The organism is Mesorhizobium sp. B2-7-1, from assembly GCF_006440735.1.
Taxonomy (GTDB): Bacteria; Pseudomonadota; Alphaproteobacteria; order Rhizobiales; family Rhizobiaceae; genus Mesorhizobium.
This window is the reverse complement of sequence record NZ_VFUA01000015.1, coordinates 1-23,772: the sequence shown is the minus strand read 5'-3', so window position 1 is coordinate 23,772 and position 23,772 is coordinate 1. Positions and strand designations below refer to the sequence as shown.

At 63.6% G+C, this 23,772-nt stretch carries 23 protein-coding genes; 10 read left to right on the top strand and 13 right to left on the bottom strand.

The window, feature by feature from the left end:
• Nucleotides 1–5: 5 nt before the first annotated feature.
• The 3 genes from FJ471_RS08655 to FJ471_RS08645 form a co-directional block, all read right to left on the bottom strand.
• Entirely contained in the window at nucleotides 6–866 is an 861-nt protein-coding gene (locus tag FJ471_RS08655; protein ID WP_140802763.1) for an NlpC/P60 family protein, read from the bottom strand.
• A gap of 94 nt (nucleotides 867–960) precedes the next feature.
• Nucleotides 961–1,311 (bottom strand): MarR family winged helix-turn-helix transcriptional regulator, encoded by a 351-nt coding sequence (locus tag FJ471_RS08650; protein WP_140782196.1) that lies wholly within the window; start codon nucleotides 1,309–1,311, stop codon nucleotides 961–963.
• A gap of 56 nt (nucleotides 1,312–1,367) precedes the next feature.
• Nucleotides 1,368–2,735: a leucyl aminopeptidase family protein gene (locus FJ471_RS08645; RefSeq protein WP_140802762.1), complete on the bottom strand. Its 1,368-nt coding sequence runs from the start codon at nucleotides 2,733–2,735 to the stop codon at nucleotides 1,368–1,370.
• A gap of 124 nt (nucleotides 2,736–2,859) precedes the next feature.
• Between FJ471_RS08645 and FJ471_RS08640 the strand changes: the two genes are divergently transcribed.
• On the top strand, nucleotides 2,860–3,705 hold the full coding sequence (locus FJ471_RS08640; RefSeq protein ID WP_140802761.1) for a tetratricopeptide repeat protein: 846 nt from the start codon (nucleotides 2,860–2,862) through the stop codon (nucleotides 3,703–3,705).
• A gap of 215 nt (nucleotides 3,706–3,920) precedes the next feature.
• Here FJ471_RS08640 and FJ471_RS08635 read toward each other — a convergent pair whose 3' ends face one another.
• The 9 genes from FJ471_RS08635 to FJ471_RS08595 all read right to left on the bottom strand — a co-directional run bounded on the left by FJ471_RS08635 (nucleotide 3,921) and on the right by FJ471_RS08595 (nucleotide 13,158).
• The gene (locus FJ471_RS08635) at nucleotides 3,921–4,937 is read right to left on the bottom strand and encodes a type II secretion system F family protein (RefSeq protein WP_140802760.1); all 1,017 of its coding nucleotides are present in this window, start codon (nucleotides 4,935–4,937) and stop codon (nucleotides 3,921–3,923) included.
• Nucleotides 4,938–4,950: 13 nt separating this feature from the next.
• Nucleotides 4,951–5,964: a type II secretion system F family protein gene (locus FJ471_RS08630; RefSeq protein ID WP_140802759.1), complete on the bottom strand. Its 1,014-nt coding sequence runs from the start codon at nucleotides 5,962–5,964 to the stop codon at nucleotides 4,951–4,953.
• A 155-nt stretch (nucleotides 5,965–6,119) separates the two neighbouring features.
• Nucleotides 6,120–7,625: a CpaF family protein gene (locus FJ471_RS08625; RefSeq protein WP_140802758.1), complete on the bottom strand. Its 1,506-nt coding sequence runs from the start codon at nucleotides 7,623–7,625 to the stop codon at nucleotides 6,120–6,122.
• A gap of 30 nt (nucleotides 7,626–7,655) precedes the next feature.
• Complete coding sequence (locus tag FJ471_RS08620) at nucleotides 7,656–8,945, bottom strand: CpaE family protein (protein ID WP_140802757.1); 1,290 nt, start codon at nucleotides 8,943–8,945, stop codon at nucleotides 7,656–7,658.
• Between the two features lie 39 nt (nucleotides 8,946–8,984).
• Nucleotides 8,985–9,716, bottom strand: a complete 732-nt coding sequence (locus tag FJ471_RS08615; protein WP_140802756.1) for a CpaD family pilus assembly protein — start codon at nucleotides 9,714–9,716, stop codon at nucleotides 8,985–8,987.
• 14 nt (nucleotides 9,717–9,730) lie between these two features.
• Complete coding sequence (locus FJ471_RS08610; protein WP_140802755.1) at nucleotides 9,731–11,239, bottom strand: type II and III secretion system protein family protein; 1,509 nt, start codon at nucleotides 11,237–11,239, stop codon at nucleotides 9,731–9,733.
• Nucleotides 11,236–12,048, bottom strand: coding sequence for a Flp pilus assembly protein CpaB (cpaB, locus tag FJ471_RS08605; protein WP_140802754.1), 813 nt, complete (start codon nucleotides 12,046–12,048; stop codon nucleotides 11,236–11,238). Before cpaB ends, FJ471_RS08610 begins: the two co-directional genes overlap by 4 nt.
• A gap of 254 nt (nucleotides 12,049–12,302) precedes the next feature.
• Nucleotides 12,303–12,821 (bottom strand): prepilin peptidase, encoded by a 519-nt coding sequence (locus tag FJ471_RS08600; RefSeq protein ID WP_140802753.1) that lies wholly within the window; start codon nucleotides 12,819–12,821, stop codon nucleotides 12,303–12,305.
• 157 nt (nucleotides 12,822–12,978) lie between these two features.
• Nucleotides 12,979–13,158, bottom strand: coding sequence for a Flp family type IVb pilin (locus FJ471_RS08595; RefSeq protein WP_140802752.1), 180 nt, complete (start codon nucleotides 13,156–13,158; stop codon nucleotides 12,979–12,981).
• A gap of 347 nt (nucleotides 13,159–13,505) precedes the next feature.
• Between FJ471_RS08595 and FJ471_RS08590 the strand changes: the two genes are divergently transcribed.
• The 3 genes from FJ471_RS08590 (at nucleotide 13,506) to FJ471_RS08580 (ending at nucleotide 15,334) form a co-directional block, all read left to right on the top strand.
• Nucleotides 13,506–13,928: a pilus assembly protein N-terminal domain-containing protein gene (locus tag FJ471_RS08590; protein WP_140802751.1), complete on the top strand. Its 423-nt coding sequence runs from the start codon at nucleotides 13,506–13,508 to the stop codon at nucleotides 13,926–13,928.
• Nucleotides 13,929–14,099: 171 nt separating this feature from the next.
• Nucleotides 14,100–14,681, top strand: coding sequence for a TadE/TadG family type IV pilus assembly protein (locus FJ471_RS08585; protein ID WP_224666575.1), 582 nt, complete (start codon nucleotides 14,100–14,102; stop codon nucleotides 14,679–14,681).
• A 41-nt stretch (nucleotides 14,682–14,722) separates the two neighbouring features.
• Nucleotides 14,723–15,334, top strand: coding sequence for a TadE/TadG family type IV pilus assembly protein (locus FJ471_RS08580; protein WP_140802749.1), 612 nt, complete (start codon nucleotides 14,723–14,725; stop codon nucleotides 15,332–15,334).
• A 4-nt stretch (nucleotides 15,335–15,338) separates the two neighbouring features.
• Here FJ471_RS08580 and FJ471_RS08575 read toward each other — a convergent pair whose 3' ends face one another.
• Nucleotides 15,339–16,235: a PhnD/SsuA/transferrin family substrate-binding protein gene (locus FJ471_RS08575; protein ID WP_140802813.1), complete on the bottom strand. Its 897-nt coding sequence runs from the start codon at nucleotides 16,233–16,235 to the stop codon at nucleotides 15,339–15,341.
• A gap of 173 nt (nucleotides 16,236–16,408) precedes the next feature.
• On the opposite strand from FJ471_RS08575, the gene FJ471_RS08570 reads away from it, so the two are divergent.
• From FJ471_RS08570 to dnaN, 6 genes are all read left to right on the top strand, one after another.
• Nucleotides 16,409–17,647, top strand: coding sequence for a phosphopentomutase (locus FJ471_RS08570; protein WP_140802748.1), 1,239 nt, complete (start codon nucleotides 16,409–16,411; stop codon nucleotides 17,645–17,647).
• On the top strand, nucleotides 17,640–18,530 hold the full coding sequence (mutM, locus tag FJ471_RS08565) for a bifunctional DNA-formamidopyrimidine glycosylase/DNA-(apurinic or apyrimidinic site) lyase (protein WP_140802747.1): 891 nt from the start codon (nucleotides 17,640–17,642) through the stop codon (nucleotides 18,528–18,530). The genes FJ471_RS08570 and mutM overlap by 8 nt, the downstream gene beginning before the upstream one ends.
• A gap of 46 nt (nucleotides 18,531–18,576) precedes the next feature.
• Nucleotides 18,577–19,350 carry an enoyl-CoA hydratase gene (locus FJ471_RS08560; protein ID WP_140802746.1) on the top strand — a complete coding sequence of 258 codons (774 nt, stop codon included), beginning with the start codon at nucleotides 18,577–18,579 and terminating at the stop codon, nucleotides 19,348–19,350.
• Nucleotides 19,351–19,545: 195 nt separating this feature from the next.
• Nucleotides 19,546–19,812: a 30S ribosomal protein S20 gene (gene rpsT, locus FJ471_RS08555; protein ID WP_140802745.1), complete on the top strand. Its 267-nt coding sequence runs from the start codon at nucleotides 19,546–19,548 to the stop codon at nucleotides 19,810–19,812.
• A gap of 843 nt (nucleotides 19,813–20,655) precedes the next feature.
• Nucleotides 20,656–22,203 carry a chromosomal replication initiator protein DnaA gene (gene dnaA, locus FJ471_RS08550; RefSeq protein ID WP_140802744.1) on the top strand — a complete coding sequence of 516 codons (1,548 nt, stop codon included), beginning with the start codon at nucleotides 20,656–20,658 and terminating at the stop codon, nucleotides 22,201–22,203.
• Between the two features lie 303 nt (nucleotides 22,204–22,506).
• Nucleotides 22,507–23,625 carry a DNA polymerase III subunit beta gene (gene dnaN, locus FJ471_RS08545; protein WP_140802743.1) on the top strand — a complete coding sequence of 373 codons (1,119 nt, stop codon included), beginning with the start codon at nucleotides 22,507–22,509 and terminating at the stop codon, nucleotides 23,623–23,625.
• Nucleotides 23,626–23,772: the final 147 nt, after the last annotated feature.

Genomic DNA, 23,772 nt, shown 5'->3' with positions numbered 1-23,772 from the left:
AGGCGCTACGGTCTCCTGAACCCAGTCGGGCCGCCATAGAGATAGCCGATGCGGTCGACCGCCTCCGTCAGCCCTTCGCGCGAGACCAGCATGGTGTGGCCGTTGGCGTGGATCATGTCCTTTTCGTCGGTCATCACAGCGACATGGCCTTTCCAGAAGACGAGGTCGCCGCGTTGAAGTCCTGAATAGTCAGGTCCCGGCTCGAACGGCGTGCCGATCGATGCCGCCTGCATGTCGGAGTCGCGCAGCACTTGCCTGCCCGTCATGCGCATGGACAATTGCACGAGGCCGGAGCAGTCGATGCCGAAACCGGAGGCGCCGCCCCAGAGATAGGGCGTGCCGAGGAAACTTTCGGCGATGGTGACATAGTCGTCGGCCAGCTCGACGATCGGCCGCAGATGGCCGGCGATGATCGCCTGGCCGGAGGGCAGCAGCGCGTAATGCGTGCCGCGCGTTTCGGCCGAGCCGGTCACCGTGACGGTCGAGCCCATCGACAGCTGCCCGCCTATCGGGAAACGCAGATCCGGCCCGGGATAGAGGAAGGTGCGCGGCACCGAAACGATGTGCGTGGGTGCATGCTCGCGCGCGCCCAGGAGATTGTCGGCGACATAGCCGACATAGCCGTCGCGCTCGGCCTGCACCCAGGCCCAGCCCTCGGCATCCTCGAAGACCAGCACGTCGTCGCCGAACAGCGCCTGCGTGTTCACGCCCGCGTCTGGACGCGGCGCCTTGCGCAGATCGGCGACCGAGGCCGTGATGCGCGCCGGACGGCCGGCGACGAAGCGGTCGGCTGCGACCTCGCCCTTCAGCCTCGCATCGGCAAGGTCGGAACGGAAGGCATGAAGGCGGGCATCCCTGGCGGTCAAATCGATAATCCAGTCATTTTCGTTGAAGCATGATCTTATCCGAAAACCGGTTCCCACTTTTCGCTGACGCGGTCCTTCGGTTCGGGATCATGCTCTAGATGGGCAGTTCGTGCGCCCTGGCGACGATACCATCGCCGAAGCGCTCGACAAAGAGCGCGCCTTCCACCGTGCGCCGGATCAGCACGTTGCGCTTGTCGAGCTCGTCGCGGTGGCGCGAGACCAGTTTCAGCGCGCCCATCGTATCCAGCGCCCGGGTGATGACCGGCTTGGTGACGTTGAGCTTGGCGGCCAGTCCGCGCACCGTATGCGGCGGCGGATCGAGATAGATGGTGAACAGGATCGCCGTCTGGCGCATGGTGAGGTCCGGCGCGCCGTCGCGCACCTGGGCCAGCATCACCTGCTGCCACAGTCGCAAGGCCTGGCTCGGGCGCATCGAAATCGACATCGCCCAAGCATGCCGGCAAATTGTTTCGGTTCCGTTTCAGTGGCGGCGTTTCGCCGCTACCCTCCAAAACGCCCGACGATGACGCGCTCCAGCGCACGAATGCCTTGCGCCTCGCCACCGGTCAGCCCGTGGGGGCGATCGGCAGGGTTCCAGGCGAAGATGTCGAAATGCGCCCAGCTGTGGGTTCTCTCAACGAAGCGCTTGAGGAAAAGGGCGGCGGTAATCGATCCGGCAAAGCCGTCCGTGGTAACGTTGTTGATGTCGGCAATCTTCGAGGAAAGCTTTGCATCGTAGGGGCGCCATAAAGGCATGCGCCAGAGCGGATCTTCCACAGCAAGCGAAGCGGCGGCGATGTCAGACGCCAGCGTGTCGTCGCCAGTGTAGAAAGGCGGCAGATCAGGTCCCAGCGCGACGCGCGCGGCGCCGGTCAGCGTCGCCATGTCGATCAGCAAAGCAGGCTGTTCCTCGTCGGCCAGCGCCAGCGCGTCGGCCAGGACCAACCGCCCTTCGGCGTCCGTGTTGCCGATCTCGACCGTGATGCCCTTGCGGCTGCGCAGCACGTCGCCGGGCCGGAAGGCATTGCCGGCGATCGAATTCTCGACGGCGGGGATCAGCACGCGCAACCGGACATTCAGTTTCGCCGCCATGATCATCGAGGCGAGGCCCAGCACATTGGCGGCGCCGCCCATGTCCTTCTTCATCAAAAGCATGCCAGACGAAGGCTTGATGTCGAGGCCGCCAGTGTCGAAGCAGACGCCCTTGCCGACCAGCGTCACCTTCGGCGCGTCGCTCGGGCCCCAGCTCATGTCGACCAGCCGCGGCGCGTCGGTCGAGGCCCGGCCGACCGCGTGGATCATCGGGAAATTGCGCGCCAGGAGATCGTCGCCATGGATCACGGAGATGTCGGCGCCATGGGCGGCCGCCAGCTTTCGGGCGGCTTCTTCCAGTTCGACCGGACCGAGGTCGCTGGTCGGCGTGTTGACGAGGTCGCGTGCCAGGAACACGCTGTCGGCGACGCGGCGGACATGCGCAGCGTCGGCGCCTTCCGGAAGCGCAAAGCGCAACGGCCTGCCTGGCTTCTTGCCATAGCGGGTGAAGACATAGCCACCGAGAACCAGAGCGAGCGCGGCCAGATCGGGCTGGCGCAAATCCGACGCAAAATGCCAATCGCCTTCCGGCAACGCCCTTGCGAGCGCGCCGAGGGCAAGAACGCTTTCGTCGTCGCCCGTGCCGAACAGCGCGCCGGCAAGGCCGCCGCCCGCGTCCGGCAGGACCAGCGTGCGCCCTGCCTCGCCGGAAAAGCCGTTGACCCTTGCCCAGGCGATGGCGGGCGGCGGCAGCGCCGCGGCTTCAAGCGCGTCCCTTGCCACTAGATAGACAGGCAAGGCGGCTTGCGGCTTCTGCTCAACGAATTCGACAGGCATGCGATGATCTCCGGCCGAACAGATGAGTCGGCGCTTCTTAACGATCCGTTAGGGTTAACAGAATATTTCTGCGGGAGGGAAGACGGCCAGCCAATGGCCGCACAGGAATGGAGACCGGGCGCCGATGCCGACCGAAGCGTTGAACCTTACAGCCAAGCGTCTGATCACCACGGTCTTCATGGCTGCGCTGGCGGCCAGCGTGGCGGGTTGCGGCAGCACCAGCAAGCTCACCACAGGCTCCATCTCCCGCTCCGATAGCAGGCCGCTGGAAACGATGTCGGCCGGCGAATTGCGCACCGCCACGTCCAGGCTCGGCGAATCCTATGCCCGCAATCCGAGCGACAAGCGCATCGCGATGAACTTCGCGGCGGCGCTGCAGATGGACGGCGACGCCGACCAGTCGCTGGCGGTGATGCGCAAGCTGGCGATCGCCTATCCCAAGGATCGCGAGGTGCTTGCCGCCTACGGCAAGGCGCTTGCCGCCAATGGCCAGTTCGAGCCGGCCCTCGATGCTGTGCGGCGCGCGCAGACGCCCGAATATCCGGACTGGAAGCTGGTGTCGGCGGAAGCCGCCATTCTCGACCAGATGGGACAGAAAGACGAAGCGCGGCAGGATTATCGCAAGGCGCTGGAACTGAAGCCGAACGAGCCTTCGGTGCTGTCCAATCTCGGCATGTCCTATGTGCTCGAGGGCGACCTGCGCACGGCCGAAACCTATATGCGCTCGGCCGCGCAGCAGCCCGGCGCCGACAGCAGGGTGCGGCAGAACCTGGCGCTGGTCGTCGGACTGCAGGGCCGCTTCGACGAGGCCGAGAAGATCGCCTCGCAGGAGCTGTCGCCCGAGCAGGCGCAGGCCAACGTCGCCTATCTGCGCCAGATGCTTGCCCAGCAGAATGCCTGGAGCCAGCTCAAGGATCAGGACAAGGGCAAGGCGAAGGTCGCGGCGGCGGCCCCGACCGCGACCAACTGATCGCGGGCGACGCCGCACGCCACCCCACATCAAAATCACAAAGCCGCGCGGCATCCACGCGCGGCTTTATGATTTGATGGGAACGACTGGAGCAATTCCGGGAAAGACGCGAGCGGTCAGGCTCGGCGACTTCGCCGTAGCCTTCCGTTCGAAATTGCGGGGAACAAAGAGACATAGCGGTTCGTCGTTTCCGTGAAACGGTGAACCGCTCTGGCCTACTGGCTCGATGAGCTGTGCTGGTCGCCGAAGATGCCGCGCTGGCTGACCTGGATGCCGGCCGGCCCCAGAATGATGGCGAACAGAACCGGCAGGAAGAACAGGATCATCGGCACGGTGAGCTTCGGCGGAAGCGCCGCGGCCTTCTTTTCGGCCGCGTTCATGCGCATGTCGCGGCTTTCCGAGGCAAGCACGCGCAGCGCGTGCGCCACCGGCGTGCCGTAGCGTTCGGCCTGGACCAGGGCCTGTGACACCGACCTCACCGATTCCAGGCCGGTGCGGCTTGCCAGGTTCTCATAGGCGACCTTGCGATCCTGCAGATAGGAGAGCTCGGCATTGGTGAGCACGAATTCCTCGGCAAGCGGCACCGACTGCGCGCCGACTTCGTCGGCAACCCTGCGCAAGGCCGCTTCCACCGACATGCCCGATTCCACGCAGATCAGCATCAGGTCGAGCGCGTCCGGCCATGCCAGCTGGATCGACTGCTTGCGCTTGGTCGCGCGGTTGTTGACGTAGAGGATCGGCGCGTAGAAGCCGCCATAGGCGACAACGACACAGACGAACAGCTTGATGAAAGCCGGTTGCTGCGGCAGGCCGCCGAGCACGAACAGATAGATGGCCGCCAAGGCAAAGCCGACGAATGGCAGGACGAGGCGGAAGAAGAGGAAACGCGTCAGCGGGTTCTGGCCGCGGAAGCCCGCGACCTTGAGCTTCTGGATCGTGCTTTCGTCGGCAAGCGCGCGCCTGAGGTCGAGGCGGTCGACGATGTTGCGCATGCCGACGGACTGTTCCTCGCGCAGGCCCTTGCGGCGGCGGTCGGCCTCGTTGGCCAGCCGCGCACGCTGCTCGGCGCGCAATTTGTCGCGTTCGAGCGCCACGCTCTTCATGCGCGACTTGAGCGACGTGCCGCCGAACGCCGGCATGAGCGTGAAGACGGTCGCGAACACGGCGATGCCGACCAGCATCGCGATCAGGAAAGAAGGGTCGGTGAGTGTTTTGACGACCTGCTCTGTCACTGGATCCGCGCCCCTACACTTCGAAGTTCATCATCTTGCGCATCACCAGGATGCCGATCGACATCCACACACCCGAGCAGCCGAGGATCAGGTTGCCGACATTGGTGGTGAACAGCGGCATGATGTAGTTCGGGCTCGACAGATAGACGAGGAAAGCGACGACGAAGGGCAAGGCGCCGATGATGACGGCGGATGCCTTGGCTTCCATCGAAAGCGCCTGGACCTTGGCCTTCATCTTCTTGCGGTCGCGCAGGACGCGCGAAAGGTTGCCCAGCGCTTCGGACAGGTTGCCGCCGGCCTGCGACTGAATCTGGATGACAATGCCGAAGAAGCCGGCCTCGGTGCATGGCATGGTCTCGGACATGCGCATGGCGGCTTCGGGCACCGACAGGCCCATCTGTTGGGAATCGACGATGCGGCGGAACTCCGACCGGACCGGTTCGGGCGATTCGTTGGCGATCAGGCGGATCGCATCGTTGAGCGGCAGGCCGGACTTGACCGCGCGCACGATGATGTCGAGCGCGTTCGGGAACTCTTCCAGGAAGGCCTTGACGCGGCGTGTGCGCCGAAACGACACGAACCAGCGCGGCAGGCCGAGGCCACCCGCCAGCAGGGCGCCGGGCAGAGCCCACAGAGGCGCGCCGGCGAAAAAGAGAAGGCCCGTCAGCACGGCGCCGCAGACGGCGGAGTAGAGATAGAAGCGTTCGAGCGAAACCTTCATACCGGCCTGACGGATCTGAGCCTTCAGCGGCGGTTTCTTGACGTTGCGGTCGTTGGTCTTCTGTTTCTCGTCGAGCTGCTTGAGGGTATCCTGAAGACTTTTGCGCCGCTTGACCGCTTCCGCGGCGCGGTCGCGCGTGGCTTTCACCACCGACCGGTCGGTTTCGGCTGTCTTGATGGTCTGAAGCCGCTTGCCGGCCTGCTTCTCGTTGTCGATGCGCGTGAACAGGAAGGCATAGGCCACCGCGCCGGCGCTGAAGCCGGCGAGCACGATGAAAGCCAGTACGGTGGTGTCAACTCCGAACATCGACCGGGATCCCCAGGGCATTTCGCCGTTTCAAAGAAACGGCGAGCCGCCCCATTTCCTTGTTTTGACGCAATTCCGGACGGAAAGTTCCGGCGAAGTCGCCGAACCCGACCGCTTCACACTTTTCCTGGAATTGCTTCAGACCTCCAGATGCATCAGTCAGCGCGTTTCTCCATCGCCTCGAGCGCGTTGGCGAGGCGCTGCTCCTCGCCATAATAACGGGCACGGTCCCAGAAATGCGGGCGGCCGATGCCTGTCGAGACATGTTCGCCGACCAGCCGGCCGCTCGAGTCCTCGCCCTTGATATTGTAGAGGACAATATCCTGGGTGATGATGACATCGCCTTCCATGCCGACCACTTCGGTGATGTGGGTGATGCGGCGCGAGCCGTCGCGCAGGCGAGCCGCCTGGATGATCACGTCGATCGAGCCGACGACGATCTCGCGCACCGTCCGCTGCGGCAGGGAATAGCCGCCCATGGCGATCATCGATTCGATACGGTTGAGGCATTCGCGCGGGCTGTTCGAGTGGATCGTGCCCATCGAGCCGTCGTGGCCGGTATTCATCGCCTGCAGCAGGTCGAACACTTCCGGTCCGCGCACTTCGCCGACGATGATCCGCTCCGGCCGCATACGCAGGCAGTTCTTGACCAAGTCGCGCATGGTCACCTCGCCCTCGCCCTCCAGATTGGGCGGCCGGGTTTCGAGACGGACCACATGCGGCTGCTGCAGCTGCAGTTCGGCCGAATCCTCGCAGGTGATGACGCGCTCATCGCGGTCGATATAGTTGGTCAGGCAATTGAGCAGCGTCGTCTTGCCGGAGCCGGTGCCGCCCGAGATGACGACATTGCAGCGGACGCGGCCTATGATCTTGAGGATTTCCGCGCCTTGCGGCGAGATGGCGCCGAACTTGACCAGCTGGTCCAGCGTCAGCTTGTCCTTCTTGAACTTGCGGATGGTGAGCGCGGTACCGTCGATCGACAGCGGCGGCGCGATGACGTTGACGCGCGAGCCGTCGGGGAGGCGCGCGTCGCAGATCGGGCTCGATTCGTCGACGCGGCGGCCGACCTGGCTGACGATGCGCTGGCAGATGTTGAGCAGTTGCTGATTGTCGCGGAAGCGGATGCCGGTCTGCTCGACCTTGCCATTGACTTCGATGTAGACGTTCTTGGAGCCGTTGACCATGATGTCGGCGATGTCGTCGCGGGCCAGCAACGGCTCCAGCGGTCCATAGCCCAGAACGTCGTTGCAGATGTCCTCGAGCAGCTCTTCCTGCTCGGAGATCGACATCGCGAAGTTCTTGATCGCGATGATATCGTTGACGATGTCGCGGATTTCCTCGCGCGCGCTCTCGGGATCGAGCTTGGCGAGCTGCGACAGGTCGATCGTGTCGATGAGCGCCGAAAACACCTGGCTCTTGGTGTCGTAATAGGTCTCGCTGCGTTCGCGCGGGACCCTTCTTGGCGGCTCCGGCGCCATGGGCGGCGGCTCGACGGGGCGGCGCGCAGCCGGCGCGGCGGGCGTGGCCGGCGCGCTGGACGGCGGCGCGGCCGGTCGTTCGGCCGTCATCGTTCCCGTTGGAGCGGCGGCGGGAGTGGACGCCGGCGGGCGGAATTCGGGCGTTGCCCGGCTGCCGTCGTCTTTGCCTCTTTTACCAAACATGATCCACTACCCGATGCCGCTCAATCAGCGTCACTTCTTGTTGCGCGAGAGCTTGCCGAGGATCGAGCCCAGGCCTGCCTTCTTCTTTGCCTTGATCTCGCTGCGCCCGGTCAGCACATGCGCTACCTCGTTGATGGTGGTGACGACCGGACTCTTGGCGTCCATCTCGCTCAGCATGCGGCCATTGTTGGCGGCGTTGCCGAACAGCAGCGGTTCGAAGTTGATCACGGCCATCGGCGTGATGCCGAGCGGTTCGGCGAAATCGGAAGCGGCGATCTCCGGCCGCTTCGGCACGCCCGCCTGGTTGATGATCAGCTTCGGTGGCGGATCGTTCGGACGCAGCCGCTTCAGCATGTCCACCATGTTCTTGGTGTTGCGAAGATTTGCGAGCTCGGGCGTCGCCGTGATGACGATCTCGTCCGCCTTGATCAGCGTGCTCTTCGTCCACCCGCTCCAGACGTGAGGGATGTCGAGGACCAAAAGAGGCGCGCTGCGCTGCGCCGTCTCTATGATCTGCGAGAAGGCCTCGGCGTCGAAATCATAGACGCGCTCGAGCGTGGAGGGAGCCGCGAGCAGCGACAGATGCTCGGCGCATTGCGCGAGCAGACGGTCGAGATAGACCTCGTCGACCCGCTCGGGCGAAAACACCGCCTCGGCGATGCCTTGCGCCGGATCCTGGTCGAAATTGATGTTGGCGGTGCCGAAGGCGAGATCGAGATCGGCGATGACGACTTCGGACTTGAACAGGGAAGACATCGCCCAGGCGACATTGTGGGCGATGGTCGACGAGCCGACGCCGCCCTTGGCGCCGATGAACGCGATCGACCGGCCGATCGGCTCCGATTCCGGATCGACGAAGATCGACGACACGACGCTGACGATGTCGGTCATCGAGACCGGCGCGATGACATATTCGGAAATGCCCGAGCGGATAAGCTCGCGGTAGAGCCCGACATCATTGTAGTGGCCGATGACCACGACCTTGGAGGAGGGATCGCAATATTCCGAGAGCTGGCCGAGTTGCTCGAGCAGCTGCTGCGGTTCGCTGCGCGATTCCAACAGGATCAGGTTCGGCGTCGGCGCGGACTGGTAGAACTCGATCGCGGTCGGGATGCCGCCCATATGGACCTTGAGATGGGCCTTGGCCATCCGGCGATCCTCGCCGGCGCGCTCGACGGGGTTGGCGACCCCGTCGGTCTCGCAGAAGGCCTGGATCGAAATGCGCGGCACGGGACGCAGCGCCTGCATGGCGGCGATGTCCTGCTGCGAAAGGTCGCCGGTTTCCGCGGGCGTGTCGTAGGCAAGATTGCTCATCGTCATGCTCTTTCCGTGACTGCTTTCTTCGTCGTCCGGCGCGGCTTAGTAAGTCACTTCCGAATTGCCCAGGAATTCGTTCGAAATGCCTCTCGAGCGATAAAGGTCGATTACCGCGCCCCGGTTCTCGGCATCGATATCGGACTGCTTGCGCGGCCCGAGCAGATCGTTGGGATTGGCCACCTGGGCGGCGAGGTTGTTCTGGTACGAGCAGCCGAAGTCGGCATAGTGCTTGTTCTCCGACGTCTCCGTCAGATCATCTGGCCAACGCCCGCATTTGTCGGTCTGGGCCCTCACCGCGACGAAGGCGACGCGCACCGGCGCGGACGCCTCCGGCACATCCGACTGATAGGACGTCATGACGATACGGTTGCGCTTGACGCCCGCCGCCATGGCGACCCGTGCGAAGTCGCGTCCCGCGACCAGTGCCGCCACCTCGTTGGCCGAGCCTCGCGGGATTGCGATGGTCAGCGACGGGGCGGCTCCCTTGTCGTAGCCGTCGAGGAAGCCAAGCAGCGTGTCGCGCTGCGCGCCGGTCATGCCGCGATCGCCGGCGCCGACCGGCAGGTCGATCTTCTGGTTCTTCTCGGCGATGACGATCGGATGGGTCGTGCGGTAATCGTCCGGTATCGACCCTACCGTGACGCTGTCTCGGTTGGCGCAGCCTGCGAGCGACGCCGCAAGCATGACCGCCAGTGCCGGAACCATCTGCCGACGGATCCTTGCGATGCCGGATGCTGTCCGGACCGTCATGACCTTCGATGCTGCCTTGGACATATCCGCATTCCCACTCATTTGTAGATGAAGCCCACGACACCGTGGTAGCGGCCGGCCGGCTTGTCCGTCTGCATGGTGCCGTAGACGCGGTTGACGCGGCCTAGGAACATAGCGGCGCCGTCGCTCGCGGCATTGAAATTGTCGTCCGGCTTGGCCAGGTCGTTGCGCGCCACCGGCCGCGACAGATAGGGCGTGATGATGATGACGAGCTCGCTTTCGTTGCGCACGAAGTCCCTGCTGCGGAAGAGCGTGCCAAGGACAGGGATCTTGGTCAGGCCGGGCAACCCGGTGACAGCCTGCCTGACATCGTCGCGCACGAGGCCTGCTATCATCATCGAGCCGCCGGAAGGCAATTCCACCGTCGTATCCGCCAAGCGTTTGCGCAGCGATATGATATTCGTGTCGCCCAACGCGAACGAGCCTTCCGTGGTCGGCTCTGAAACCGCGGTTCTTACCTTCAGGCTGATGCGGCCGGCAGATAACACCACCGGCTGGAACTCCAACCCGATGCCGTATTCGACCTGGCTTGCCGTCCAGGTCCTTTCGCCAGTCTGATTGTCTGTCGATTTGTTGTTGGTGACGCTGCTCACCATATTGTATTCGCCACCAACCTTGAACGTCGCCTTTTCGCCCGAAACGGCGGTCAGTGTCGGCTCTGCCAGCGTCTTCATGACGCCAGATTGCTCCATGGCGTTGATGGTGCCTTGCAGAGACGAGCTTTTGAAGTCGAGGCCTGAACTGGACAACGGTTTGCCGAGGCCGGGATAGGTGTCGACAGCGGAGCCGAAGGTTATGCCGTTGGCACTGCCATTGCCCACCATGTTGACGCCGAGTTGCTTCATCACCGAGCGGCTGACTTCGGCGACGGTTACCTTCAGCGTCACCTGATCGTCGCCGATGATCTGCAAGAGGTTGACGATCTTGGAGGTCCGGCGTTCCTGGTCGGGGTTGTTGATGTCGACGCCGCCATTGACCGAGCCGCCGGCGGCGGTCTGCGAATATTGGCCCGTCGTCGCTTCACCGCCGGACACGAAGATGGTCGCCAGGTCGACGGCGCGCTTGGAATCGAGCGGCGTGTCGACGGTGCCCGTCAGGACGACGTTGTCGTTGAGAAGCTCGACCTTGATCTGCGAGGACGGGATGAAGCGCTTCAGATAGTCCTCCAGCCCGGCGACGTCGCGTTCGACGGCCAGATCCAGGCTGACGATCTGTTCGCCATTAGGGCCGAAAACAAAGATGTTGGTTTCGCCGACCGCCTTGCCGAACAGGTAGATGCGCCGCGCCGTGCGGGTCACGGCATCGGCAACCGCCGGATTGGCGACAAGGATATCATAGGCGTCGCTCGGCAAGTCGATGACCACGGATTTGTTGAGGCCGAGCTTGACGCGCTGCGTGGCGACGGAGGCCGACACGCCGGCGCTCGCGGCCTTGGCTTCGGCCAGTTCCGGTGCGCTGGTGCCGACCAGGAAAAAGCCGATCGCCGCGGCGGCCAGGAAGGGGAGCAGTCTACCGTTTAGCCTCATTTCCTTGCTCCCACCTCGGAAACCTCACCGGACTTGATCAGCCGCACGGTCCCGCGTCGGCCGTTGCCGTTGACCAGGTAGTCGGCTTCGTCCGTACTCTTCTCATGGATGTCGGTGATCGGGCGCAGCGCCAGCGTCAGGCGGTCCGCCATCTGCTGCGCCACCGTGATGATCTCCGCCTGCTGTGGCGTCAGCTCCAGCGTCGCTGTCTGGCCGACCCTGGTCTTCTTGCCTTCCTCGTCTTCCTGGATGGTCTGGTCGATAGCCAGCACGCGGATGTTCTTGAGGATGGTCTCGGTGTTGAAGCCGCTGCCGCCATTGCCGGTATCGGCGCGGCGGGTCATGATCACGTCGACGAAGTCGTTGGGCAGGATGAAGCCGCCGGCGGACGTGTCGGCCGATATCGCGGTGGCGACGGCGCGCATGCCGGAAGGCAGGATCGACGACATGAAGCTCTGCCCCTCGCCGACCAGCTTGGAGCGGCGCATCGGCTCGCCGGTGTACATGGCCACGCGGGCGACCGAGCCCTTGAGCTTTTCGACTGCGTCAGGCTCGGCGGCGCGCGTGATGAAATTGGCGTTGACGCCGTCGGCCGGCCATTGTTCCCAGCTGATGTTGGTGCCGAGCTGACTGCCCATCGGCACGTCGCCGGAAAGCACCAGCACATCCTGCAATGCGATTGCCGGCTGCTTCGGCGCATCGACCACGACCTGGGGCGGCGGCGCCACGACCATGTTCTTCGCCACGTAGCCCGCGCCACCCGCCGCGACCGCAGCCACGCCCAGAATAATCAATCGGGATGCTGGCATTCGTCCGAAACCCTTCGCCTCAAGGCAAACCACCTCGCCAGGCCGGACTTTGCAGCCGCAATCGTCAAAACAAGGTTAATGCAATGCTTACGATCGTGATTAATTTAAGGTTTACTCAAATTGGATGGAACGGCCCGCCGTTAACAAAAAAGGCGGCAAGGCCGCCTGGTATCTAGCAAAAGGCGGCCAGGCCGCCCTGGGATCTAGAAGAAGCGGCAGTGCCGCCAGGATCGCCGACACCGATGTCGCCAGGCCTATGTCGTGAGCCTCTGCAGCGCCCAGACCATCAGCGGCGAATCCGGGAAGGTGATCAGTCCGCCCGCGCCCAGCGCTATGGCATACGGGACGCCAACGCTCTCGTCCGCGAAATGGCGCAGAAACCGGCTGTGGCCGGTGTACATGGCGAGCGGCGATTTCCGGTAGGCAAGGATTGCCAGGGTAAGCAGGCCGCCGATGAAAGCCGACGTCACCAGATAGCCGATCAGGTTGATGCTGAGGCCCATCCACAGGGCGGTGGCGGCCAGAAGCTTGGCGTCGCCGCCGCCCATGCCACCAAGCGCAAAAAGACCGAACGTCACCGCAAGCACGAGGGCGCCGGCTGCGAAGTGCCAGCCATAGGTCGCCCAGTCCATACCGGTGAGCGGCGCGACAAGCGCGAATGTCGCCACCAACAGCACGGGAACACGGTTGGCGATCGTCATCGACAAGGTGTCAGAGACCGCAGCGAACAGCATGCAGAAAGGAAAGACGACGAAGATCACGGCTTCAAGCATCGATACGGCGCGCCCATGACAATTTCCAGCGGCATCCTAGGCGCGCTGGATTAACGATCGATGAGGCCGGACGATCAAAGCCGGCCGACCGCATGAAAAAAGGGCCGCCAACTGGCGGCCCTTTCTCTCTATCGAAAGATGCGATATCGCGTCCTTATCACGGAGCGTTGGCGCCGTTCAGGGTGGCGGCGATGTTCGCGAACTTGCTGTTCAGCGCGCTGCCGAGCTGGGTAGCGCCAACCATGATGGCGAGCGCGATGAGGGCGGCGATCAGACCGTATTCGATAGCGGTCGCGCCGGATTCGTCCTTCACGAAACGTGCAATGAGATTAGACATTCGAGAGCTCCTACTCCACGTGTTACAGCACTTCCGTCAACTTCTCTTTTCGGTTGATCGGATGCTGCAAATCTAGGGAGAAGCCGTTTCGATCGGCTTAATAAACAGCCTTACCGATTCCTTTCCGGCGGCGAACGCGCTGTGTGGTTAACCGCGGCCTAAACAACGCCAGCCAACTCGGGCCCCCGGGAAACCGGCGCTTGTGCAATATTCCTAAAACAGTAAGCGCCACCGACGCATGACGCGCCATGCAGGCCGATCCTTAATCATGCCGGGCCCGGCTTAACCGTTGCTTCACCAATCTCGTTCATGTTCCGTTGAAGAATCTGCCCGCCGGGAGCGCTTCAATGACGTTGTCGAGATCGTTGTTTCCAGTCGCCGCGCTGCTGGCAACTGCCGCCTTGGTCATGCCGGCCAGGGCCGGCGCCGGCATAGAAGTCACCATGAACCAGGCAAAGATCGTCAAATTGTCACGCGCGGCCGACACGGTCGTCATCGGCAATCCGGCGATCGCAGACGCTTCCGTGCAGGACGCCTCGACCATCGTTCTCACCGGCAAGGGCTTCGGCGTCACCAATATGGTCGTGCTCGATTCGGACGGTAGCCCGATCATCGACGAACAGGTAACCGTCGTGCGACAGGCGGCCTCCTCGGTACGCATCTACCGACGCGCCGAAGTCCAGACCATGTCCTGCACGCCCTATTGCGAGAGCGCGTTCAAGAGCGATGCCGAGAAAGCTTCCGAATCCGAAATGAGCGCCGGGCACTGAGCTCTGCGAGGGGCGAATCCACGGGCATTAAAGACCGCTTAAAGCTTGCCCGACGAATTTAACGATCATCCAAACCGGAACTCAATGGGTTTTCGCTAACCTTGCCGCCGGTACCACAAAGGGGATCGGCAGGAACGCGATATGAGCAAGGATGCGACGTCCGGCGACGGCATGGACAGCAAGGCGCGCGCCAAAGCCCGCCCTGGCTTCTTCAGCGACAGGCGCGGCAGCACGGCGATGGAATTCGCGATGCTGGCCATCCCGTTCGCGCTTCTCGTCTTCGCCATCCTCGAGAGCTGCATTTCGTTCGCCGGCCAGGAGGTGATGGCCAACGTCACCGACGATGTCGCCCGCCAATTGCGCACCGGGCAGCTTCAGCAGAACAACGTCACCGAAGCCTCGATCAAGCAACTGATCTGCAATCGCCTGCAGATCATGGTTTCCAACAACTGCACCGATACCGGGCCAAATGCTCCGCTGCTGGTCGATCTGCGCGAATATTCGAGCTTCGCGGACGCCGCGACGGCGGGCTTCAAGATCGTAAGCGGCGATATCGTGCTGACGCAGGGCGCGAGCACGGTGTCTCCTACTGTCTCGCCCGGACTGGCGGAGTCCATCAACATGCTGCGCGTGTTCTACAAATGGCCGGTGATGACCGATTTCATGGCCAAATCGATGGCAAATCTGAAGGACAGCAAAACGCTGCATTTCGCGTCCGTGACCTGGCAGAACGAACCATTCGACGACAATTGAGTGAGACTGCTCGACGGCTAAGCCGCGGCATGGAGGACGATATGCATAGTGCGGGGGCACTCCAGGGGATTTCGGCGAAGGTGGAGCGGTTTTGCCGCGATCGCCGGGGCGTCGCGGCGATCGAGTTCGCCTTCATCGTGCCGGTACTCCTGATCATGTATTTCATCACGATGGAGGCCTCGCAGGCCATCGAGACCAGCAAGAAGGTCAGCCGCATCGGCAGCATGGTCGCGGATCTCGTCACGCAGCAGCAGGCCGTCGTGAAGGCGAACCTCGATGCCATGATGAAGATCGGCACATCGACGCTGCAGCCCTACAACCGTTCATTGCCGACGATCATCATCACAGGCATACAGATCACGGACGAAGCGGCGCCGAGGGTGCAGGTCGCATGGTCGCGCAAGGTGGTGGGCACCACCTATAGCGCCGACGCGGCCGTGAACGCGATCACCACGGTGCCGGCGACGCTGAGAATCCGCAACACCTTCCTGATCCGCGTCGAGAGCGACCTCGGCTACAGACCGATCATCACCTGGTCCGCCAGCAATTCGCAGGGGCTCGGGCTGACCTCGGCCTTCAGCAACATATCGATGAGCGAAACCTATTATCTAAGGCCCCGCCGGAGTCCGACGATTCCCTGCAGCGACTGCTGACACGCTATTCCTGCCCGGCCGTTTCCTGCCGCACGATCGCCACCGCCATCGCATAGTCCTTCTGCACGGCCGGCCCAAAGCCGCCGGAATGCGCTCCCTCCAGCAGGTCGTACACATCGGGCGTCTGCGACTTGAGATTGGTCAGGAAGACCATCAGCCGGCGTTTCGCCTCTGGATCGAGATCGCTGCGGACGGCGTGCGGCCCGTAACGCAAGAGGTCCGAGGTCCACAACACCCGAAGCGACGCTTCAGGGATCCCGGCAGCCTCCAGCCGCGCGACCGTACCGTCGGAATGGGTGGATCGGCCGTCGGCATCGGCCGGTTCCCAGCCGAACAGGGCGTCCGCCTCGCCGCCGCTCAGCATCGTTTCGGCCGCAGTGGCCGAAGCGGCGCGCGCCAGGAAGGGCGAATCCCGCGTGATCTTGACGCCTTCGGCGGACAGCGCCGCCAGCGGCAGCAGCGCGCCGCCGACATTTTCGGCCGGCGCTATCGCGATCCGGTGCGAAGCCATGGCGGCAAGGTCCGGAAGCCTGCCGTCGCGCGTAACCAGGACGGAACGGATGCCGACGGCACCGTCGGCATCGACCGGTGCCACCAGAGGTTCGACGCAGCCGCAGCGTTCGGAGGCCACGGCATAGGCGAGAGCCGAGTAAACCGCATATTGCACACGCCCGCTCGCCTGCGCCTCGATCAGTGCCGCGTAGTCGCGCGCGACGACGAACTCGACCTTCATGCCGAGCGCATTGGCATAGGCGTCGGTCAGGCGCGCGAGCCCCGGAACGGTGTTGCCGCCGCCGGGTTCAGCAACGACGCCGATCCGGAACGTGCCGATGCCGTCACGCCAGTCGGCGCGTGCCGGCGAGCAGGCGACGCCGAACGCCGCGAGAGCGGCCGCGCACATCTTCGCGGCCTGCCTTGCCGCGGTTTTGCCGCGCCTTGCCATCCCTGTTCGCTCCCGCCGCATCCGCGCCTCGCCGCAACTATGGCGCCAAGCCGTTGCAGTTTGGTTTCCGATTTGCCAACACCGCCGGGGAACCTTATGTCTGGCAGCCAGGACTGACAACAAAGATACCCATGGCGCGCGCGTTCCTGTTCGTTCTCGATTCTTTCGGCATCGGCGGCGCGGCCGAAGCCGAACGCTATGGCGATGCCGGCGCCGACACGTTCGGACATATTTTTCAGGCCTGCGCCGATGGTCGCGCCGATCGGGAAGGCTTGCGCAATGGGCCGCTGACTGTGCCCAACATGATGTCGCTCGGACTTGGCCGGGCGGCGCAAACCGCGACAGGCCTCAGAACCGGCATCGACGCGTCGCCGATCGCCTCGGCCTTCCACGGGGCCGCCCAGGAAGTGTCGAGCGGCAAGGATACGCCCTCCGGCCACTGGGAAATCGCCTGCCTGCCGGTGCGCTTCGACTGGGGCTATTTCCCCGACACCGTGCCTGCCTTTCCGGCCGAATTGACCGAAGCGATCATCCGCGAGGGCAAGCTGCCGGGAATCCTCGGCAATTGCCATGCACCCGGAACCGAGATCATCGAGCGGCTCGGCGAAGAGCATATCCGCACCGGCAAACCGATCTGCTACACGTCGGTCGATTCCGTGCTGCAGATCGCCGCGCATGAAACGCATTTCGGCCTGGCGCGGCTTTATGAGCTTTGCCTCACGGTGCGCCGGCTGGTCGATCCGCTCAAGATCGGGCGCGTGATCGCGCGGCCTTTCGTGGGCGAGACAAAAGCTGCGTTCCAGCGCACCCACAACCGCCGCGACTATGCCGTGCCGCCGCCGGAGCCGACCCTGCTCGACAGGCTGACCGGCCGCGGCAGCAAGGTCATCGCCGTCGGCAAGATCGGCGACATCTTCGCTCATCGCGGCATTTCGGACGTGCGCAAGGCCGGCGGCAACATGGCTATGTTCGACAAGGCGCTCGGCGCAATGGACGATGCCGGCGACGGCGACCTGGTCTTTGCCAATTTCGTCGATTTCGATTCCGAGTTCGGTCACCGGCGCGACGTCGCCGGCTATGCCGGAGCGCTCGAAGCGTTCGACCGCCGGCTGCCGGAGGCGCTGTCGCGCATCGGGCCGGGCGACCTTCTGATCCTTACCGCCGACCATGGCAACGATCCGACCTGGCGCGGCACCGACCATACGCGTGAACGCGTTCCGGTGATCGGCACCGGGCCGGGGCTGAAGGGCGGTGACATCGGGCTCAGGCCGACCTTCGCCGATATCGGCGAAACCGTCGCGGAACACCTCGGCCTGGCGGCTGGCCACCACGGAACATCCTTCCTCGCAACGATAGGCGGCCATGCCTGAGCTGCCTGAAGTCGAGACTGTCCGACGCGGACTGCAGCCGGTCCTGGAAGGGGCGCGGCTCGTCAAGGTGGAAGCGCGCAGGCCGGACCTTCGCTTTCCGTTTCCCGAGCGCTTTTCGGAGCGGCTGACCGGCAAGACCGTGACGGCGCTTGGCCGGCGCGCCAAATACCTGACGATGCATATCGAGAACGGCCCGGTTCTCATCTGTCATCTCGGCATGTCGGGATCGTTCCGCGTCGAAGCCGCCGGGGCAAGCGACATTCCCGGCACCTTCCATCACGAGCGCTCGAAAAGTGCCGCGCACGACCATGTCGTGTTCGACGTCGTCTCGTCGAAGGACGAACGTTCCCGGGTCATCTTCAACGACCCGCGCCGCTTCGGCTTCATGCTGTTTGCCGAAGGCGCGCCGGACACGCATCCGATGCTGGCGGGACTCGGCATCGAGCCAACCGGCAACGCGCTCGACGGCCCCCTGCTGGCCTCGCGGCTGAAGGGCCGCAGATCGCCGCTCAAGGCGGCGCTGCTCGACCAGCGGCTGATCGCCGGGCTCGGCAATATATACGTGGCGGAAGCCCTGTGGCGTGCGGGCCTCTCGCCGCTGCGCGAAGCCGGCACCATCGCCGGATCGGCCAAGAAGGCGAAGGAGCAAAGCGGGCGCCTTGCCGAGGCGATCCGTTCGGTCATCGCCGATGCGATCGCCGCCGGCGGCTCCTCGCTGCGCGACTATGTGCAGACCGACGGATCGCTCGGCTATTTCCAGCATTCCTTCGCGGTCTACGACCGCGAGGGGGAGCCATGCCCGAAGCTGGGCTGCCGCGGCCACATCGAGCGCATCGTGCAAAGCGGCCGCTCGACCTTCTATTGCCGGACCTGTCAGCGGTAAGCTAGGAACGGTACGATCATCCCACTGCCGCGGAAGGAAGCGAACCATGACCTATGAAACCATTCTCGTGGAAACACGCGGCAAGGTCGGGCTGATCACGCTGAACCGGCCGAAGGCGCTCAACGCGCTGAATTCGCAAGTCCTCGGGGAGGTCGTGGCGGCCGCGAGCACGTTCAATGCCGACCCTGGGATCGGCGCGATGGTGCTTACCGGCTCGGAAAAGGCTTTTGCCGCCGGCGCCGACATCAAGGAAATGCAGGCGATGTCCTTCGCCGAAGCCTATACGCAGGACTTCTTCGTCGGCTGGGAGGAACTCACGCGCACGCGCAAGCCCATCATCGCGGCGGTCGCGGGCTATGCGCTCGGCGGCGGCTGCGAGCTGGCCATGATGTGCGACTTCATCATCGCCGGCGACAACGCCAAGTTCGGCCAGCCCGAAATCACGCTCGGCGTCATGCCGGGCATGGGCGGATCGCAGCGGCTGACCCGCTTCGTCGGCAAGTCGAAGGCAATGGACATGTGCCTGACCGGGCGGATGATGGACGCGGCCGAAGCCGAGCGCAGCGGGCTGGTATCGCGGGTGGTGCCGGTCGCCGATCTCGCCGACGAATCGCTGAAGGCGGCGGCCAAGATCGCCGAGTTCTCGCTGCCGTCGGTGATGATGGCCAAGGAGGCCGTCAACCGCGCCTACGAGACGACACTCGCCGAAGGGCTGCGCTTCGAGCGCCGCCTGTTCCATTCGCTGTTCGCGCTCGACGACCAGAAGGAAGGCATGGCCGCCTTCGTCGAGAAGCGGAAGCCGAATTTCATCAATCGCTAGGGCATGCTGCGCAATGACTGAAAGCGGGTTATGACCCCAAGCGCTTCCAGTCCCCAAAAAGACCGCCAAGTGGCGTTGACGCGCCGGAAAAGCTGAACTATAAGCCGCACCAACCGAGGCGGCCTTGTGGCTGCCCGTTTGTTTTTTGCGCCCTGCGGCACCCCGCTGGCGCCACCAGATCAGAAGAGAGGCATCATGGCCAATACGTCTTCGGCCAAAAAGGCAACGCGCAAGATCGCCCGCCGCGCAGCGGTCAACAAGAACCGCCGCTCGCGTGTCCGCACCTATGTCCGCAACGTCGAAGAGGCGCTGGCCGCCGGCGACAAGGCCGCGGCGGTGGAAGCCTTCAAGGTGGCCGAGCCGGAATTGATGCGCGCCGCCACCAAGGGCGTGGTCCACAAGAACACGGCTTCCCGCAAGGTTTCGCGGCTGGCCCAGCGGGTCAAGACGCTGTCGGCCTGACCGAACTCCGCCTCAATTCATCGACGTTGAACCCGGCCGCACAGGCCGGGTTTTTTCGTTTGCCGGCAAGTACTTGAAAAAAATGCTCGCGAGCAACGCTTGTGACGCGATTCCAATGCCAGTAATGTTTTGCCGGCATATACAAGAAGGCTGATATCAGCACGCCGCCCCGCGGCAACCGGCCCAAATTTGCCTGTCAAAAAATCTGTAGTTTTTTCATAGGCTTATAGCTGGTCATCCACAGCTTGTTCAACTCAAGGTCGAGCGGCGGGGGAGAAGTAGCTGTCAAGAGAATTATTTCAGAATATTTCGTTTCGGGCGACCTTTTTCATATTCGCCGGAAAAGGGTTTGAATCACAATGGCTTTGTCAAAACCTGTCGCCGCGGCACCCGATTTCAAGCTCCATCCGCTAACCAGATTCGTTAAAAAACCGTTAGACGTGGCCTTGCCCTATCCACAACGATTTCGGTAATGTCCCTCCATCGAAGGGACGGGCTTTAGCCCCTGACCCAGCCTGAATCGGCCAGCACAAAATGGCAGAATTCATGACGTGGAGCAATTCCGCGTGTGGCTTGGTTTGTCTCTGCGGTGCGGGTAGGGGACTGGCGTAATTGTACATGGCGGTCGATGTCTCGCCGGCGTTTTCGCCGGAGGGTGCCGTATTGCCTTGTCGTTGTCGGATAGCCGGCGTGCGGAGCCGGCAGCCGGTCCCTTGCGCGAGTTGCGACGTTCATTTGCCGGCGGCGGCAGTGGCGACGCGACGAAATCAGGTCGCTGGACCAAGGATGCAGGAGGCGCATCCCCGGCGGAAAACAGGTACGAGAAGACAAGGAACTTTGATCATGCAGAGCGGCATCGAGAGGGAGCTAGCGGGCGAGCTCCCATTTCCAGCAACTTTTGCCGGGGGGCACGACGTGGCGGCATCCAGCGACGCGGAACAGAAGTTTGAGCGGGTCAAGACCCAGTTGAAGGCGCGTCTCGGAGCCGAGGTTTATTCGAGCTGGTTCGGCCGTATGAAGGTCGCAGAGGCCTCCCGTGGCGTCGTCCGCATCTCGGTGCCCACGGCCTTCCTGCGGTCCTGGATCAACGGCCATTATCTCGAGCTCATCGCGGAGCTGTGGCGGCATGAGGATCCGGAGATCCTCAAGATCGAGATCGTCGTGCGCACCGCGACGCGCCAGGGGCGCAACCCTATCGAGCCGGAAGTGGCGCCCGCGCGCAAGATGACCAAGCAGGTGCATACCGCGCTGGCCAACGGCACCGCCAGTGCCGGGCGCGTGGAACAACGGGCGCCGGCGCCCCGCCAGGGCGCGTCCGCGGAACCGGAGTTTCGCCACAATGTGCTGGGGTCGCCACTCGACCCGCGCTACACCTTCGCCTCCTTCATCGAGGGGCCGTCGAACAGAGTGGCCTTCGCGGCTGCCAGGGCGGTGGCGGAATCGCAGTCGAGCGCGGTGCGTTTCAACCCGCTTTTCCTGCACGCGACGGTCGGGCTCGGCAAGACGCACCTGCTGCAGGCGATCGCGGCGGAATCGCTGCGGCACAACCCGAAGTCGCGCGTTGTCTACCTGACGGCGGAATATTTCATGTGGCGCTTCGCCACCGCGATCCGCGACAACAACGCGCTGACGCTGAAAGAACAGCTGCGCGACATCGATCTCCTGATCATCGACGACATGCAGTTCCTGCAGGGCAAGTCGATCCAGCACGAATTCTGCCACCTCATCAACATGCTGCTCGACAGCGCCAAGCAGGTCGTGGTCGCGGCCGACCGGCCGCCGTCGGAACTGGAATCGCTGGAGCCGCGCGTGCGTTCGCGCCTCAATGGCGGCGTGGCGCTGGAAATGTCGGCGCCGGATTTCGCCATGCGGCTCGGCATGCTGAAGCTGCGCCGCGCCACCACCAAGACCGATGACACCTCGCTCGATATCTCGGACGAGATTCTGGAGCATGTCGCGCGCACGGTGACCGGGAGCGGCCGCGAACTCGAAGGCGCCTTCAACCAGCTTCTGTTCCGCCAGTCCTTCGAGCCGCAGATCACCATCGATCGCATCGACGAGATCCTCGGCCACATCTACCGCTCCGGCGAGCCCAAGCGGGTGCGCATCGAGGATATCCAGCGCATCGTGGCGCGCCACTACAACGTGTCGAAGACGGAGCTTCTGTCCAACCGGCGCACGCGCACGATCGTCAAGCCACGGCAGGTGGCGATGTATCTGTCGAAGGTGATGACGCCGCGCTCGTTGCCGGAGATCGGGCGGCGCTTCGGCGGCCGCGACCACACGACCGTGCTGCACGCGGTGCGCAAGATCGAGGATCTTTCGGGCGGCGACAACACGCTGGCGCAGGAGCTCGAGCTGCTCAGAAGGCTGATCAACGACCAGGCCTGAAGGGGCGCGGAAATCCTAAAGCGCGTCGCGTCGAAACGGATTTGGCGACGCGCTTCAAGCATTGTCTTCGTGCATGTCGTTTTCCCAAAACCGCTGCGCGGTTTTGGGCGACATGCATAGGGCGGCACGCTTCGCCGGCTTTATCCCCAGAAAGCCCGCGCTACCGGCCGGAACCGGTGCCGCGGGCTTGCGTTCGCAGGCTTTTTACTGTCAGCTTACACAGATTCTGAAAGCCTTTCAGAGCTTTCGCGGGATGCCGCCTGCCGGTAACCCGTTCATTCATTGAAGCGAGCCTGTTTCGTCATGCGTGTTATCCTGGAACGGTCAAATCTCCTGAAGTCCCTCAACCACGTCCACCGCGTGGTCGAGCGGCGCAACACCATACCGATCCTGTCCAACGTCCTGCTCAGCGCCGAGGGCGCCAGTCTCGAGATGAAGGCCACCGACCTCGACCTCGAAGTGACGGAAGCAACGCCCGCCAAGGTCGAGCGCGGCGGCGCGACGACGGTACCGGCGCATCTGCTCTACGACATCGTGCGCAAGCTTTCCGACGGCGCCGAGGTGATGCTGAAGACGGACGAGGACGGCAACGCGATGACCGTCACCTCCGGCCGTTCGAGCTTCCGCCTGCAGTGCCTGCCGCAATCCGATTTCCCGGAGCTTTCGGCGGGCTCGTTCTCGCACATCTTCCGGCTGGAATCGGCGGCGCTCAAGGGCCTGATCGACAAGACCCAATTCGCCATCTCCACCGAAGAGACGCGCTACTATCTCAACGGCATCTTCCTGCACACACATGAGGTGGGCGGCAAATTGAAGCTGCGCTCGGTGGCGACCGACGGGCATCGCCTGGCGCGGGCCGAGATCGACGCGCCGGCAGGCTCGGAAGGCATGCCCGGCATCATCATTCCGCGCAAGACGGTGAGCGAGCTGCAGAAGCTGGTCGACGATCCCGATGTGGCGGTGACTACGGAACTGTCGGACACCAAGATCCGCTTCACCATCGGCAGCGTCGTTTTGACCTCGAAGCTGATCGACGGCACCTTCCCCGACTACCAGCGCGTCATTCCGACCGGCAACGACAAGAAGCTGATCATCGACCGTCAAACCTTCGCCGCCGCCGTCGACCGCGTGTCGACCATCTCGTCCGAACGCGGACGCGCGGTAAAGCTCTCGATCAACGAGGGTCAGGTCACACTTGCCGTCAACAACCCCGACTCGGGGAGCGCCACCGAGGAACTGGCGGCCGACTATTCGTCCGATCCGATCGAGATCGGCTTCAACGCCAAATACCTGCTCGACGTCGCTGCCCAGCTCACCGGTTCGGAGGCGAAGTTCATGCTGGCCGATGCCGGCTCGCCGACGCTGATTCACGACATGGCCGACGAGACGGCGCTCTATGTGCTGATGCCGATGCGTGTCTAGGTCTCCCTGTCGACGCAATTCCGGACGGAAAACCGCTGTGCATTTTTCCTGGAATTGCGCTTTTGTCTGTCGCAATTCCGGACGGAAAACCGCTATGCACTTTTCCTGGAATTGCGCTTTTGTCCGTCGCAATTCCGGACGGAAAAC

What these genes read in the sequence shown, in the direction of transcription:
- FJ471_RS08650 (WP_140782196.1), bottom strand. Translation starts at nt 1,311, where the DNA reads ATGTCGATTTCGATGCGCCCGAGCCAGGCCTTGCGACTGTGGCAGCAG.
- FJ471_RS08570 (WP_140802748.1), top strand. Translation starts at nt 16,409, where the DNA reads ATGGCGCGCGCGTTCCTGTTCGTTCTCGATTCTTTCGGCATCGGCGGC.
- FJ471_RS08595 (WP_140802752.1), bottom strand. Translation starts at nt 13,158, where the DNA reads ATGTCTAATCTCATTGCACGTTTCGTGAAGGACGAATCCGGCGCGACC.
- FJ471_RS08610 (WP_140802755.1), bottom strand. Translation starts at nt 11,239, where the DNA reads ATGAGGCTAAACGGTAGACTGCTCCCCTTCCTGGCCGCCGCGGCGATC.
- mutM (WP_140802747.1), top strand. Translation starts at nt 17,640, where the DNA reads ATGCCTGAGCTGCCTGAAGTCGAGACTGTCCGACGCGGACTGCAGCCG.
- FJ471_RS08575 (WP_140802813.1), bottom strand. Translation starts at nt 16,235, where the DNA reads ATGTGCGCGGCCGCTCTCGCGGCGTTCGGCGTCGCCTGCTCGCCGGCA.
- FJ471_RS08615 (WP_140802756.1), bottom strand. Translation starts at nt 9,716, where the DNA reads ATGTCCAAGGCAGCATCGAAGGTCATGACGGTCCGGACAGCATCCGGC.
- dnaA (WP_140802744.1), top strand. Translation starts at nt 20,656, where the DNA reads ATGCAGAGCGGCATCGAGAGGGAGCTAGCGGGCGAGCTCCCATTTCCA.
- FJ471_RS08645 (WP_140802762.1), bottom strand. Translation starts at nt 2,735, where the DNA reads ATGCCTGTCGAATTCGTTGAGCAGAAGCCGCAAGCCGCCTTGCCTGTC.
- FJ471_RS08600 (WP_140802753.1), bottom strand. Translation starts at nt 12,821, where the DNA reads ATGCTTGAAGCCGTGATCTTCGTCGTCTTTCCTTTCTGCATGCTGTTC.
- FJ471_RS08580 (WP_140802749.1), top strand. Translation starts at nt 14,723, where the DNA reads ATGCATAGTGCGGGGGCACTCCAGGGGATTTCGGCGAAGGTGGAGCGG.
- FJ471_RS08560 (WP_140802746.1), top strand. Translation starts at nt 18,577, where the DNA reads ATGACCTATGAAACCATTCTCGTGGAAACACGCGGCAAGGTCGGGCTG.
- rpsT (WP_140802745.1), top strand. Translation starts at nt 19,546, where the DNA reads ATGGCCAATACGTCTTCGGCCAAAAAGGCAACGCGCAAGATCGCCCGC.
- FJ471_RS08590 (WP_140802751.1), top strand. Translation starts at nt 13,506, where the DNA reads ATGACGTTGTCGAGATCGTTGTTTCCAGTCGCCGCGCTGCTGGCAACT.
- FJ471_RS08625 (WP_140802758.1), bottom strand. Translation starts at nt 7,625, where the DNA reads ATGTTTGGTAAAAGAGGCAAAGACGACGGCAGCCGGGCAACGCCCGAA.
- FJ471_RS08630 (WP_140802759.1), bottom strand. Translation starts at nt 5,964, where the DNA reads ATGTTCGGAGTTGACACCACCGTACTGGCTTTCATCGTGCTCGCCGGC.
- cpaB (WP_140802754.1), bottom strand. Translation starts at nt 12,048, where the DNA reads ATGCCAGCATCCCGATTGATTATTCTGGGCGTGGCTGCGGTCGCGGCG.
- FJ471_RS08620 (WP_140802757.1), bottom strand. Translation starts at nt 8,945, where the DNA reads ATGACGATGAGCAATCTTGCCTACGACACGCCCGCGGAAACCGGCGAC.
- FJ471_RS08585 (WP_224666575.1), top strand. Translation starts at nt 14,100, where the DNA reads ATGGACAGCAAGGCGCGCGCCAAAGCCCGCCCTGGCTTCTTCAGCGAC.
- FJ471_RS08640 (WP_140802761.1), top strand. Translation starts at nt 2,860, where the DNA reads ATGCCGACCGAAGCGTTGAACCTTACAGCCAAGCGTCTGATCACCACG.
- dnaN (WP_140802743.1), top strand. Translation starts at nt 22,507, where the DNA reads ATGCGTGTTATCCTGGAACGGTCAAATCTCCTGAAGTCCCTCAACCAC.